The sequence below is a fragment of the Rhizobium sp. RHZ01 genome (assembly GCF_014851595.1).
GTDB classification, from domain to species: Bacteria; Pseudomonadota; Alphaproteobacteria; order Rhizobiales; family Rhizobiaceae; genus Rhizobium; species Rhizobium altiplani.
This window is the reverse complement of record NZ_JACUZZ010000009.1, coordinates 148824-162353: the sequence shown is the minus strand read 5'-3', so window position 1 is coordinate 162353 and position 13530 is coordinate 148824. Positions and strand designations below refer to the sequence as shown.

The 13530-nt window shown below is 59.3% G+C and carries 11 protein-coding genes and 1 pseudogene; 4 read left to right on the top strand and 8 right to left on the bottom strand.

Annotated elements, in window-relative coordinates:
• Positions 1–53: 53 nt before the first annotated feature.
• Positions 54–626, bottom strand: coding sequence for a dimethylsulfonioproprionate lyase family protein (locus tag IB248_RS12350; RefSeq protein ID WP_348648596.1), 573 nt, complete (start codon positions 624–626; stop codon positions 54–56).
• A 296-nt stretch (positions 627–922) separates the two neighbouring features.
• A complete protein-coding gene (locus IB248_RS12345; RefSeq protein WP_192240917.1) occupies positions 923–2257 on the bottom strand; it encodes an aspartate aminotransferase family protein in 1335 nt (444 codons plus the stop codon).
• 142 nt (positions 2258–2399) lie between these two features.
• Between IB248_RS12345 and IB248_RS12340 the strand changes: the two genes are divergently transcribed.
• Positions 2400–2948 (top strand): cupin domain-containing protein, encoded by a 549-nt coding sequence (locus IB248_RS12340; protein WP_169680464.1) that lies wholly within the window; start codon positions 2400–2402, stop codon positions 2946–2948.
• Between the two features lie 5 nt (positions 2949–2953).
• Here the strand turns inward: IB248_RS12340 and IB248_RS12335 are convergent, their stop codons facing one another.
• From IB248_RS12335 to IB248_RS12310, 6 genes are all read right to left on the bottom strand, one after another.
• On the bottom strand, positions 2954–3739 hold the full coding sequence (locus IB248_RS12335; RefSeq protein WP_192240916.1) for a pyrroline-5-carboxylate reductase: 786 nt from the start codon (positions 3737–3739) through the stop codon (positions 2954–2956).
• Positions 3740–3859: 120 nt separating this feature from the next.
• Positions 3860–4438, bottom strand: coding sequence for a hypothetical protein (locus IB248_RS12330; protein ID WP_192240915.1), 579 nt, complete (start codon positions 4436–4438; stop codon positions 3860–3862).
• Positions 4439–4460: 22 nt separating this feature from the next.
• Complete coding sequence (locus IB248_RS12325; protein WP_192240914.1) at positions 4461–5639, bottom strand: hypothetical protein; 1179 nt, start codon at positions 5637–5639, stop codon at positions 4461–4463.
• A 40-nt stretch (positions 5640–5679) separates the two neighbouring features.
• A complete protein-coding gene (locus IB248_RS12320) occupies positions 5680–6435 on the bottom strand; it encodes a TfuA-like protein (protein ID WP_169680460.1) in 756 nt (251 codons plus the stop codon).
• Between the two features lie 9 nt (positions 6436–6444).
• Positions 6445–7656, bottom strand: a complete 1212-nt coding sequence (locus IB248_RS12315; RefSeq protein WP_192240913.1) for a YcaO-like family protein — start codon at positions 7654–7656, stop codon at positions 6445–6447.
• On the bottom strand, positions 7643–10714 hold the full coding sequence (locus IB248_RS12310) for an AAA family ATPase (protein WP_192240912.1): 3072 nt from the start codon (positions 10712–10714) through the stop codon (positions 7643–7645). Before IB248_RS12310 ends, IB248_RS12315 begins: the two co-directional genes overlap by 14 nt.
• 222 nt (positions 10715–10936) lie before the next feature.
• Here IB248_RS12310 and IB248_RS12305 point away from each other — a divergent pair, with 222 nt between their 5' ends.
• The 3 genes and pseudogenes from IB248_RS12305 (at position 10937) to IB248_RS12295 (ending at position 13464) form a co-directional block, all read left to right on the top strand.
• Positions 10937–11527 (top strand): DedA family protein, encoded by a 591-nt coding sequence (locus IB248_RS12305; protein WP_192240911.1) that lies wholly within the window; start codon positions 10937–10939, stop codon positions 11525–11527.
• Between the two features lie 286 nt (positions 11528–11813).
• A complete protein-coding gene (locus IB248_RS12300) occupies positions 11814–13121 on the top strand; it encodes a hemolysin family protein (RefSeq protein ID WP_112644457.1) in 1308 nt (435 codons plus the stop codon).
• Positions 13122–13209: 88 nt separating this feature from the next.
• Positions 13210–13464: pseudogene (locus tag IB248_RS12295) on the top strand (DUF1236 domain-containing protein).
• The last annotated feature ends 66 nt before the right edge of the window (positions 13465–13530 follow it).

Sequence of the window (13530 nt, the reverse complement as noted above, 5' to 3'; positions counted from 1 at the left end):
AATTCAAAGGTTTGGCGCGCAGACGTCAAGAGGCAATGCAAGGGAGCGGTCAGTTATCGCTCAACATGGCACCAGGCGGCGAGAAGCGGACGTGCGGTGCACCGCATCGCGACATTGTGCCCCGCTTCGTTGAAGAAAATCGAACCGATGGAACCGCGCTGCCAGCCCTTGTCGTCGCAGGAGAATTCGCAGTCGGAGAGCGCCAGAAAAACCCGGGAGCGATACTGTATGTGGTCAGGGAAACGGCTGTAAGGCGCCATGATGGTGAGGCCGAGAGCCACGTCGCTTCGCTCTTCCACGCCGGATATGCCGGCCACGACCGCATGCGCATGCGTATGTTCTATGTTGATGCTGGCAAATGGGCCGGTTTTGCTCGCAACCCATTCGAGGCTCTTGGCGATGTCGTTGATGGCCGCAGCGACTTCTGCGAAAGGCTCACCCTTTGAAGCCAAATTGCGCAGCGCAAACTGCAATTGTGGAGCCAGGGGCAGGGAGGTGGCCGGCTTGTTTGCGATGGCGCCCGGTTCCTGCAGCAGGTGGAATACTTTCCCCGCAACAAATTTCTCCATGAAAGGAGCAGCGTCGGACAGCATGATGTTTCCCAACGCGCCGATCAGGCGTTGCACGGCGACAGGCCTGCGCGCGCGGCTTACGGGATAGTCGCCGCTGGCAGCCCTGGTCCCACGATGCAGAAGGAGATCTGCTTCCCTTCTCAACCGGGATTTCGACATCGGTATGGAACGCTCCTTGATCACATGAGGCGATCCTTATCCCGGCCGGATCAAAAAGCAAACTGTTCGAAGCGCCTTTTGCGAACATGCTGACCGCGGCTGGATGCGGTTGCCAGGGATCCTTTGCTCGAAGGCTTTGAGTTTCTGTTTGGCGGTTGACCGCCAAACAGAAACGACGCCGCGCCGATCCTTTATTCTGCCCGTTTCAGTGCATCTCCCAGAACCGAGACGATCTTCCAGATCTCGTCGCTCTCAATGATCAGCGGCGGAGAAAGCGCGATCGTATCCCCCGTGACACGGATCAACAGCCCCTTCTGGAAGCAGTCGACGAAGACGTCATAGGCACGCGCACCTGGCGCGCCGTCGCGTGAGGCAAGCTCGATTGCACCGACGAGCCCGAGGTTGCGGATGTCGATGACATGCCTCAGCCCCTTCAAGGAGTGAAGGGCGTCCTGCCAGGTGTCGGTCAAGGAGGCGGCACGGGTCAGCAAGCCTTCCTCCTCGTAGATCTCAAGCGTAGCAATGCCTGCAGCACTGGCAACCGGGTGGCCGGAATAGGTATAGCCGTGGAAGAGTTCGATCTGGCTCTCCGGTCCCGCCATCAAGGCGTCGTGCACTTTCCGGCTCGCAAAGACCGCGCCCATCGGAATGGCGCCGTTCGTCAGACCCTTGGCGGTGGTGACGAGATCGGGAACGACACCGAAATAGTCGGTCGCAAATGGCGTTCCAAGCCGTCCAAAGCCGGTAATGACCTCGTCGAAGATCAGGAGGATGCCATGCTTGTCGGCAATAGCGCGCAGACGCTCCAGATACCCCTTCGGCGGCAGGATGACGCCGGCGGATCCGGACATCGGCTCGACGATGACGGCGGCGATCGTTTCTGCGCCATGCAGCGCAACCAGCCGCTCCAGATCGTCGGCCAGCTCGACCCCATGCTGCGGGAGCCCCTTGGAAAAACCATTTCGCTCGATGTCGAGCGTATGGCGCATGTGGTCGGCCGGTATCTGCGGGAAGACGCGCCGGTTGTTGACAAGACCGCCGACCGAGATGCCGCCGAAGCCGACGCCGTGATATCCCTTCTCGCGACCGATGATGCGGGTGCGGGTGCCCTGGCCGATGGCGCGCTGGTAGGCGATTGCAATCTTCAACGCCGTATCGACCGATTCCGAGCCGGAGCCGGTGAAGAATACGCGATCGAGTTTTGCGCTCGGGCCGCCCGGCGCGATCCTTGCGAGCCTTTCGGCAAAGTCGAAGGCGACGGGATGGCCCATCTGAAAGGTCGGGGCAAAGTCCATCGTCTGCAGCTGGCGAGCAACGGCATCCGCGATGCGCTGGCGACCGTGGCCGGCATTGACACACCAGAGGCCAGCCGTGCCGTCCAGCACCTTGTTGCCATCAATATCCGTGTAATACATGCCTTCGGCTGAGGCGAGCAGCCGGGGTGCGGTCTTGAATTGGCGGTTTGCCGTAAACGGCATCCAGAAATTATCGAGGGAAGGCCGGTTGGAAATGTTGATCTGGTCCACCGCTATAGTCTCCATTGTGCGTGGCGACATGTTCGGTGATTTGCGTCAAGGGACAAGTCCTTTTCTTTGCGTGTGTAAGCACTTGAAATGTATAGCCACGAGTTGAATATGTTCGATATTCGCAACAGGTGAAACGCGCCCCATGTCCGTCGATATCGGCAACCGCCTTCGTCATCTGAGGATGATGCACAATCTCTCTCAACGCGAACTGGCCAAGCGCGCCGGTGTCACGAATTCAACGATCTCGCTGATCGAGTCGAACACCTCCAACCCTTCCGTCGGGGCGCTGAAGCGCATACTTGACGGCATCCCCATCGGTCTTGCGGAATTCTTTGCCTTCGAACCGGAGCGGCCACGAAAGGCATTCTATGCAGCCGAGGAGCTCGTCGAGATCGGCAAGGGGCCGATCTCCTATCGGCAGGTTGGAGAAAGCCTGTTTGGGCGAAGCCTGCAGATCCTGAAGGAGTGCTACCAGCCAGGCTCCGACACCGGCAAGGTCCTCCTCGTTCACGAGGGAGAAGAGGGCGGTATCGTTCTCTCCGGGCGGCTCGAAGTGACGGTTGACGACGAGCGTCGGATCCTTGGACCGGGCGATGCCTATTATTTCGAAAGCCGGCGACCGCACCGGTTCCGATGCGTCGGGCCGATTGCATGCGAGGTCATCAGCGCCTGCACACCGCCGACATTCTAGACCTTTCAGGCTTTGGCGCCCTGTATCCTCGCCAGGACGCGGTCAAGCGCCGAGATCAGGGCATCGCGCCCGCCGTTCTTCTCAAAGTCGGACAACACCTGTTCGTTGAGGCCGCCCTTCGTCGCAAACTCGCTGCTGAGTTCTTTAAGCGGAACGGTTTTCGAGCGCAGCGCAGTCTGCGTGAGATTGGTAAACAGCGGCGCGATATAGGCGCGTCCCTTGCCTTTGGTGAGGCCACGTTGTTCCAGCCACGCAGCCGAAATGTCCATGATTCCGAGGACGGTCGACATCAGGGAGCTGGCCGCCGCCAATAGGTCGTACTCCTCCTTGGTCTCGCATTCGACCGCGGTACCCAGAACGGTAAAGAGCGCCGCAATGCGAGAGTCCGGCGGAAAAACGGCCGTCACGCCTTCGCGGTCGGCCACAAAAGGCAGTGGAATGGCCTGGACGAGGTGAACATCAGCCCCGATCCATTCAAGAAGCGTCTTGCGATCGGTCGCTGCAATGACACTGAGAACGGATTGACCCTTTCGGAACGTCAGTCCGCCGAGAACCTCCTTCGCAATTTGCGGGCGCACCGCCAGGACAATCAAGTCGCTCGCGTCGATGACGGCCTGATTGTCGGCGGCAATCGAGACTTCTGAAAAGTCCGCAGCCAATTTTTGGGCGATCGCGGCGTTGCGAGGCGAAATGGTCACCTGCGCGACGGCGGCTGGCTTCGTCAACAGGCCCCTGACCATGGCGTCGCTGATTGCCCCGGTCCCGATGAAGCCGATTTTTTCTGTCTGCACGCCACTCTCCCCATGCTGCATGGTCAGGCCGGACATAGCCCGCACCGCGAAATAGCGTTCCGCGGACGAGGTGGCAAGGCAGGCGGGCCATTCGGACGATCGACCCGCAAACCGAAATGACTACTCTCGCGCACGCATGGGTGCCAAGGACATGGAGTGCGAGTAGGCCTGCGGCGATCTGTTTCCGGGCATGTTTTCATCGAGTACGAGCGCCTGGAGATCGTCCGTCTTGACATCGAGCGTGACCGCACTTTGTCTTTTGTCCAATTGCCAGACGTGGTAGCCAAGCGCCGGCGAGTAGCCGCAGTCACAGCCGCAATCGTCCCATGCGATCGTCTTTGGCATCTCCGGCAGCAGCATGATCACCGGTTTCGGCATCTTGTAACAATGCCCTTCGTAAGCGTAGCCGTAGATAACGCCGATGCTCTTGAGATAGCCTTGGCATCCGTCTCCAAAGCCGCGCCACGGCAGCCCTATCGCTATCGGCAGGCATATTGTCTTTTGGCAATACTGCAGCGAAATGTTCACGCTCGGCGCGCTTTTGCTCTTGTCGGTGCAGTCCGTCCCCTCGTCAGGAGAAGGATCTTCAGGGACCTCTACTTTGGTGCAGTCGGTTGCAGGACGTCCGTATAGTCGCACCTCACTCGGGTCGTACGGGCCAGACTTTCCGACGTCTGGATTTCTGCAGCAGTCGCTCATTGCCCTCTCCTTTCGGGTTGCTTCAATAGATGATTTCACGCCATGCAAAATTTGCTCTGAGAGCTTCCGCAACGGCACCGTCGGCGGCGTCAACGATCGACCTTGCGGCTCGGTTGAATGTCAAATTCCGAGCGTCAAGTGTCTTTAGCGAAGCGCCGAGCGCACGTCCCACGTCGTCGCGTGCCTTCTCCAAGGCCAGCTGGAAGAACAGGGGTCTTGTACGAAAGGACTGCATCGTCAGCGCGCGGAAGCGATCAAATTCGTCGAGGGCCAGATTTCGCAAATCGTCGTGGAGAAGGCGCGGTTCGGCAGAACCGTTGGCCACAAGATTGCGATGATAAAGCTCGACGATGGTGTCGAACATGGCCCCGACGAAAGGTAGCGCCCGGTCATGCGGGTCGCGTGTGACTTCCGACATCCGCCTGAAGTTGGTCGCGAGGCGGATCTGGGTTTCCGGGCTGGTTTCGGCGAAACGATTGAGCTCGTTGTAGAGCAGCAAATTGCCCTGTGTCCTTCGCAAAAGACGGTCGATAGCGGAATCGAAGGAGAGAAAGGTGATCAGCGATACACAGTCGGAAAAGCCCTCAGAGAAGGGAAAGAAATCGCTCTCGCGGGAGGCTCCGACCGGAATGCCTATTTCCGAAAAGATGATCAGGTGGCCGACTTCATGGGCGATCGCATCGAAATTCAGCGCGTAGGGTCTGGGTGTTCCACCGGCATCAGAGCGTCCGAGTTCCAGAAAGCCATAGCCTGCCTGGGCGTTGTCCCAGTCGACCAAAGGGATGATCTCCAGTCTGGGAAGCGTGGCATCGAAAAACCATTGAACTGGATGGCCGAGGTAACTCTGCCAGATCTCGAGAACACGGTGAATGCAGGCATAGGCATGTACGCCGAGATAGGGCCGCGATAGTGGATCGAGACTGTCGAAATTACCGTCAGGGCCGGCATGCACTGGTGGACGCCTGATACCGTCAAACGGTGGCAGGCGCGAATAGCCGTAGGGCTGCTTGCTGTAGAGCGGATCGGCCACATACATGCGGGCATCGCTCGGCCCAGGGAAAATCTCGTTGGGTAGAATCGACAGCCAGACGCGATCTGGCTGCTCGTAGCCAGGGATGAACGGAGGCTGAGGAAAAATCCAGAATCGAGTTCCTGTGCCGGCCTCGGTAGAGGCCGCCATAACATGCGGGTGCAAATCCATGTTGGTCTCGCCCCATATGTAAAAGCAACTTTACGTTTATTTAGTAAATATTAATTAGATCGGTGTCAATATTGGTTGCTTCGAGATCGCGAATGAAAGTATTCGTTGCAACCCAGGCTTCAGCTGGGCGACGGCCGGAAAATCTCTCAGACAACTCTGGCGCGAATTTGAGTGCCGCTAGTGCGTCAAGACCCTTCTGTCGGACGAATTGATGACGCAAGCGGCCGATTTCTTCTCGCGGCCACCCCTCTGCGCGAAGTATCTTCTCAATGGATCGATCGCGAAAATTCATTCGCCGGGCAGTTTCGGTAAGGCTGTCGCGTTGAGCGGCGCTTATATGGCCGAGCCGCATCAGATGGGAAAACGTTCTTTGCAGATCGATCAATGCATCTGTCACCGGCGGGAAGCCCAATTCGGCCGGCCCCGACTGAACGGCGACGGCATCGTCTGGGGTCAGCACCCAGCGCCTGTACCACCGGAAAATCAATCCGACGCCGATCATGCCGTATGGACCCAACTCCGCAGCCCGAAGTGCGCCCATGCTTGCTGCTCCGATCACGACGATCCCTTGCGCCAGCGCCCATAAAATCTCCTTGTGCCGGACCGATGGGCGGTCTTCGAACTGCCCGTCGATGATGACCATCGCTCTTGGACGAAATGCATGGGCCGCAAGCAGGATGTCGCCCTGTGCCACCGGCTGCAGGTAAACGGCATCAAGTGCCGCCTGAGCCTCAGGCAGTCGCAGTGTCGGCCCCAGAAAAACCAGTATCGGTCCGGCTAGATCTGCCGCACTCATTTTGACCTCCTAGCGCACGACGTTGAACGGGCGGGCTCGGGGCATCAGCATCCTGACGCAACGAACGGGCCCGCCTGGATGTGAACCCAGGGGAACCGCAAGAACGGGTCCAAGCTCGGCGTCTTCGATGCGGTCGAGCAGATCCTGGAGGCTCGAAATAGGAGGGGCGTCAACGATTTGCGTGAAAGAAACTGGATTGAGGATGAGCTGCCGGGCCTTTGCAACAATGCTGTCGACTCGCTTGTGATAGTGTCGCGTCGTCTGATCGTCGCGAGCGCCTGAGATGGCTCCGGCACGGGCCGCCAGCGCCTCGCACAAGGCATTTTCTGCCGCCTCGGCGAGGTCTTGCCCAGCCGAATAACCTTCCGTCGGCAATGCGAGCAGGGGATGGCCGCCACCGAGCTCGATCGTCTGGCACCAGACGACGCTAACGCCAGTCGGGGAGGGGGAATGCCAGAACCCGGCCGACACATTGTGTTCCGCAAGAAGACCGGTCAGGTGATCGACGGCGGGACCGAGGCTCTCGGGGGAAAGCCGGTGTCTGTCGAAGAAGCCGTGCGTGTCGAATGCCCGGGCAATTGCGTCGCGTTCTATACACTCGAGGAGCGCATGTGCGGTCGCTTGATGCCAGGTTGAATGGCAGGCAAGCCCGGTGGTGGTACGCAGGAAGAGCCCGTCGAAATCCGGGGGCGGATCCGTATAGCGTGTGTGCACGAGTTCAAGAGGAACCATTTGGCTGTGTCGGAGGCAAAGGTCATAGCCCATGATCCAGAGGGTTGGTTTCGACCGCCAGGCCGATGTTGCGTGGTTGTCAAGCTGACGATCGAAGAGGCCCTCCGGGATGGCGAGCTCATCGGCGCTTCCAAGGACGGCGCTGGTGGCGGGAACCAACTCGGCGTAATGGCGCTCAAGTGTCTCCATGATCGCGCCGATGGCGGCATGAACTATGGATCGGCCGCGGCCAAGCGAGGTCACCTCGGAAAGGGCAGCTGGACGGATTGCCTGGACCGTGGGAAGCCCCAACCGGTCAAGGCCGGTGAGGTCTGCGACGCGTGTTATTCCTGCATGCCGGCAGATTGGCAGGAGCTTTCGCAGGTAATCATCTGGCGGATCGACCTCGGCCCTGCCCAACGATGCCCCCCGGTTGGCGGTGACCTCTGCCGCAAACTCGTCGAGGAGGTCGCCCCCTGAAATGGCGCCGTTGGGTTCATCGGTCGACAACAAGGCCAAGCTCCTCGAGCGACTGCCTTATTCTGTCCTGGAGTGCGGCCGCCCCCTGCGTTTGGGCGATCTCTGCAGCAAGACGCAAATCTTCCATGACGAGCTCGCGCATCGCGCCGGAGCGGGCGCGCAGCATGGCCCGAACGCGGTACAATTCCGCAAGCCAATAGGCGTGACCTGTTTCCCTTGCTTTGACGATCGCCTGGCTGGCGACCTCGATGGCGCGATCGACCTTACCGTCAAGGCCGAGCATTGCGGCCTGCATCGAGAGATAGATCGGCAGGTCGATGACCGTGCCGAGCTCTCCCAGAAGGTCAAATCCCTTGCAGAACCTCTCATAACCGCCTGCGACGTTTCCAAGATGTGCTTCGGCCCATCCGCCGAAAAGGAGCGAAAGTCCGGCCAAAGATTGCATTTCATTCTGTCTGGAGAATTCAGACATCTCTTCCGAGATGGCTGTCAAGCGTTTGTAATCATTGCGATAGAATGCCGCGACAGCCTCCACGTCGAGAGAGTGTGCTTTGCTCGGCAGGTGGGAAATGCCATTCACGAACCGGATCATCTCTTTCAGTACGCGGTCTGATTCATGCGTTTGGCCTGTCAGCCACAGCGAGTGGGCCAGTTGGCCCAGGCCACAGGCACAGGCATCGTGCCCACCGTAGATGGTTCGCGCTTCGGTCGCCCTTTGTGCGTCGTAGAGAGCCAGGCCTTCCCGCACAGCATTCTGCGTTTCCCTGTGACGTCCGAGGTTGAAGTCGATCGCCCAGATGCAATGGTTCATCTGCAGGCGTACCTCCGGGTCCCGGATGCCTGCCAGCATGACCTGAACCTCCATGGCGCGTTCGTGCATCGTCAAAAAATCGGAACCCGTCAGCCACCAACCCCAGTAAATTGGAAACCATCGCGACTTCTCTTCCAGCGGTTGTCGATTGGCGATTTCCACCCCATCTTCGTAAAGCTTTCGCGCTGGCGGCGAATTCAGGCCGATTGTCCCGGTAAGCACTGGTCCCAAAGCAATGACGGCCGATAGCCGCAGCCGATCGACCCGCTCGTTCATGCCGAGTTCGTCGCAGATTGAGAGGCCATGCTCGAGATGATGGCGAGCTTCGACCAGGGCCGACCGACGTGCGGCCTCCTGGCCGGCCGTAATGAACAATTCCACGGCGGTCTCCTTGAGACCCGCACGTTCCGCATGCTCGGCACGCGCACCGCCATCGATCCACGGTGCGATCGTGGGGTCTTCGGTCAGTGCTTCGAAGAGCCGGCGATGAAGCGCCTGGCTTTGTCGCCGCAGCAGCAGTTTGTATATCGTCTCCTGGATCAGTGAATGGCGAAAGCCATAGGTAACCGTTCCGCCGGCTCGCACATGCGTTACGAAACCGGTGTTACACAGTGTATCCGCCGCGTTTGCCAGCGCCTTCCTGTCATAGTCCGGAAGCAGAGTCTGAAGAAGTGACAAGGTAAAGCGGGAGCCAGCAACGGCTCCGGCGCGTGCCACGTCTCTAATTGGGCCGAGATTGCCGAGCCGTGCTTCGAGGATCTCTTCAAATGTCGAGATATGCGCCGACGCTCCGCTTTCCGGGATCGTGACACCCGCAATCGTGGTCTCGGACATCCATTGGCATATCTGCTCGATGAAAAGCGGCACGCCGCCTGAAACCCGCTCGGTTACCTCAACCAGGTCTTCAAACTCCGCCGCTCTGTGCTGTGGCCAGTTGCGCTCGATTGCAAGCCTCGTCTGGTCTGCATCGAGAGGGTTTAGAGGCAGTCGCGATGGACGGACGTCCTCTGGCCATTCCATGGTCGCCTCAGGGCGTGTGGTCGCAATCAGGAGGATCGGTAGCCCCAGGATGGCGCGGGCCGCCTCAATCAAAAACTCTCGAGAAGTCGGATCTATCCAGTGAACGTCCTCGACGACAAAGAGAAGGGGCCCGTTTTCACAGAGTGCCTGCATCGCCTTCGGGATTGCTTGTCGCGCTCTCTCCCGGATCAGTCTGGGATTGCTGCCGGCGAGGTTTTCGCTCTGCCCCTCGGCTCCGAGCAGATAGGAGAAGAGCTCGGCGATGTCATTGTCCCGTATGCCGTGGCGGCGAAACCGGCTGGCGACTGCGGATGCCGTCAATTTCGTCTGCCCACCCGTCTCGGGCATGCCGGTAAGGCTGTTGGCCAAAGGATGCAGCGTCGAGTGAAAGCCGCCGGGCACGCATTGGAAGAAGAAGGATTTCGATCGCTCTGCACGGGTCAGTCTGCGGAACTCATGCAGAAGGCGTGATTTTCCAATGCCGGCGTCCCCCTCGATAATGACCGTCTGTCCGTTCCCGGCAACGACGCTTTTCCACGCTTTCGATAGCGTGCCGAGCTCCTCTACGCGGCCCACGAAAGGATTGCCGAGCCTCCCGAAGGCATAGAACCTGTCCACTTCATTCTTATGACCGAGTGCGCGCCATGCTCGTTCCGGCGCCTCGAATCCCTTGAGGTTCCAGATGCCCTCGAAGGAGAACGCATGCGAGCGGCCCGCCAGCCTGCAGGTTTCGTCAGACACGAAGACTGTATTGGGAGCAGCGACGGTCTCAAGACGGGTGGCGAGCGCAAGTGCCACGCCGACAACAGGCTCATGGGTCCAGCTTTGCTTCTGAGGCTCCTGAACAAGGGCGACGGAGGTGGCAATGCCCACACGAACTTGCAGATCCGAACGACCGGCCGTCTCCCCGACGCGCCTGCAGGTCTCGATGATTTGCAAGCCCGCACGAATGGCAAGGGAAGCGGCATCCCGCGCTCCGATATCAATCGGAAACAAGGCGAGCCCGCCATCGCCAGCCTCCACCCGAACTACGCCCGATTGGGCGACGATTGATTTGTTGGCGGCTGCCTGAAACGCGGATATCAACTCGCGATAATCTTCGAGATCCATGCGGTGGAAGAGTTCCGTTGAATCGACAAGATCGTAGCAAAGCGCCGTCACAATCCGGCGCTCGATCGCGCTGGATACGACCTCTGGATTCCTCCGGACGTTTCCGGCCGGTGGTTTTCTGGCGCCATTCGGATCTTTGTCCTGCATCGCGCTTTCCCCAAGCCGCTAGGCCAAAGCCGCCTACTGACGAGGCTAACACATTCTTGGCGTGTTGCGTGAGTGTGTCGTTGTGCTCAGGGCAACTACTTTCGCAACAAACCGGGGAAATGGCAGCTTGGCGCTCTTCACGCCTCGAACACGCCTGCGGACGTTGCTGCACGACGCAATTCAGGGCAGATTGCGGGTTGTAGGGCGGCCGGAGGCTAGGCATTGCTGGAGAGGCTGATTGGCGAGTACGGCGTCTTGGCCGTTTTTATCGGGGCCGGTGTTGAAGGGGAAACGGCAGCGTTTCTGGGTGGTGTCCTCGCTCATCGGCAGCTTGTTCCATATTGGCAGGTCGCTCTGGCAGCGTGTCTCGGATCCTTTGCTGCAGACCAGTTCTTCTTCTTGTCAGGTCGCTACGCCACCAAGTGGTCCTATGTTCAAAAGTTGCTGGAATCGGACCCGATCGCGAGAGTGACAAAGCTCCTCGAAGCGCATCCGACAGGCTTTATCCTCGCCTTTCGCTTCATCTACGGCATGCGAACGATCAGCCCCGTTGCAATTGGCGTCTCGAACGTCTCGGCACGGAAGTTCATTATACTCAATGCGATCGCCGCGCTGATCTGGGGCGTTGCGATAACGGCGATTGGATTCCTGGCCGGACACGCCGTTGAGATATTGATCGGCCGGCTGGAACTTCATTTGCACGTGTTGATCGCGCTGGCTTTGGCTGCAATCCTCGTCGCGGTCAGTGCTTATGCAGTCAGGCGCGAAATGGCGCGACGCTCCGCGCGCTCGGGCACTTGGAGACGCGGGTGACGGTCTCAGCCGAAACGCTCGGCTTCGTCGAGCCGCGTGGACCGTGTCTCGGCGTCGAATCTGTTGGCGATGCTTCATATTACAGATGAAAGCCAGCCTTGGCGGCCTCAGGTTTCTGTGGCCAACGAACCACCTTTTCCGTACCTGCGAACCGGCGATCGGGGATTCTCCAATCCAGCGATCCCGGAATAAGCGAAGAAACCGTCATTACGCGTGGCTTGCAGCTGGTGTTCTGTGGGAGAATGCCTATGTTTCCCGTAGTTTCGAAAATTACAGGGTTCCTTTTTTGCTTCTCGAAATTTCAATCGTTGCCATTCTCACCATCTTGAATGGCGTCCTTGCCATGTCGGAACTCGCGGTCGTATCCTCGCGTCCCGCACGCCTCAAAGTGCTGGCCGACCAGGGAAGTCGTGGGGCCGCCATTGCCATCCGGCTGGGCGAGGAGCCAGGGCGGTTCCTGTCGACCGTGCAGATCGGCATTACCCTTGTCGGCGTGCTGTCCGGTGCGTTCTCCGGTGCGACGCTTGGTGCGAGACTGGCCGGCTGGCTCGGCACGCATGGCCTTTCACCGGCCGCTGCCGATGCGCTTGGGGTCGGCTCGGTCGTTGTCGCAATCACATACCTGTCGCTGATTGTCGGTGAGCTGGTGCCGAAGCAGATCGCGCTTCGCGCACCGGAGACAGTGGCAAGCAAAGTCGCCCCGGCAATGATGTTCCTGTCTCGCCTGGCCGCCCCACTCGTCTGGTTCCTCGACGCTTCCGGTCGCCTGATCCTTCGTGTTCTTGGTCAATCGGGCAAGTCCGCCGATATGGTCACCGACGAGGAAATCAAGACCGTCCTGGCAGAAGCGCAGAGCGCCGGTGTGATTGAGACGGAAGAGTCGGCGATGATTTCCGGTGTCATGAGGCTGGCGGACCGAAGTGCCAGAGCCTTGATGACACCTCGCCGGGATGTCGAGGTGATCGACGTCGAGGACGGTTTCGATGAGATCCGAGATCAGCTCCGCAGGAGCGTTCAGGCGCGATTGCCGGTGCGCAGAAACAGCTCCGATGAGATCATCGGGGTGCTTTTGGCCAAGGACTTCTACGACGCAATTGCTTCGTCCGGCTATGCAGACGTCGCCACCCTCACCAAGGAAGTGCCGATTGTGTCGGACTTGTCGGGCTCGCTTGATGTCATTCAGGCCATTCGTCGCTCACCCTGCCACATGGTGCTTGTCTACGACGAATACGGCCACTTCGAAGGCGTGATTACCTCTGGCGACATTCTGGAAGCAATCTTGGGCGCCGTTCAGGAGGACGCGTTTGGAGAGAAGGCCATCGTTCGCCGCCACGACGGCAGCTATCTCGTATCCGGCTGGACGCCGATCGACGAGTTTGCCGACTTCATGAGCTTCCAGGTCGAGGACGACCGGGAATATCAGACGGTTGCCGGACTCGTACTGGAGGAGATGAAGCATCTGCCGGAAGTGGGTGAAAGCTTTGTCATGAACGGCTGGCGATTCGAGGTCGTCGATCTTGACGGGCGCAGGATCGACAAGCTCCTCCTGACCGCCGAAGTGCCCCCAGGGGACGCCAGCCGAACGCTTCAATAAGGCCGATCGGCGCTGCTCGTCGTGAGAGAACCTTCACGTGAAAGGGGAGTTCCCCTTTTCACACATGGAGGTAGATATCAAAGCTCTCATGACAGCAGCATTCACAGGACTTGTGTAGGCCGCTCCCGCTTCGGCTCAGACCACGGTCGTGACCGCGCCTGGCGAGGTGAGGACCTACATAACCGAACAAGAGGTTCCGTCAGTCGCTTATGATGGCGACATCGTCGTCGGGACGGAATTGCCGCCTTCGGTAGAAATCCGCACCAACCCCAGCAACGATGCATACGGTTACACCGTGGTCAACAAGCGACGTGTCATCGTTGATCCGCATACCCACGCGTGATCGAAGTCATCAGGTAATCAATCGGTTGGCGAGGACTGCTGACACCACACTTGCACGCGGATACAT

Excerpts from the sequence above, each read along its gene's own strand:
- IB248_RS12340 (WP_169680464.1), top strand. The coding sequence starts at position 2,400 with ATGTCCGTCGATATCGGCAACCGCCTTCGTCATCTGAGGATGATGCAC.
- IB248_RS12310 (WP_192240912.1), bottom strand. The coding sequence starts at position 10,714 with ATGCAGGACAAAGATCCGAATGGCGCCAGAAAACCACCGGCCGGAAAC.
- IB248_RS12330 (WP_192240915.1), bottom strand. The coding sequence starts at position 4,438 with ATGAGCGACTGCTGCAGAAATCCAGACGTCGGAAAGTCTGGCCCGTAC.
- IB248_RS12325 (WP_192240914.1), bottom strand. The coding sequence starts at position 5,639 with ATGGATTTGCACCCGCATGTTATGGCGGCCTCTACCGAGGCCGGCACA.
- IB248_RS12320 (WP_169680460.1), bottom strand. The coding sequence starts at position 6,435 with ATGAGTGCGGCAGATCTAGCCGGACCGATACTGGTTTTTCTGGGGCCG.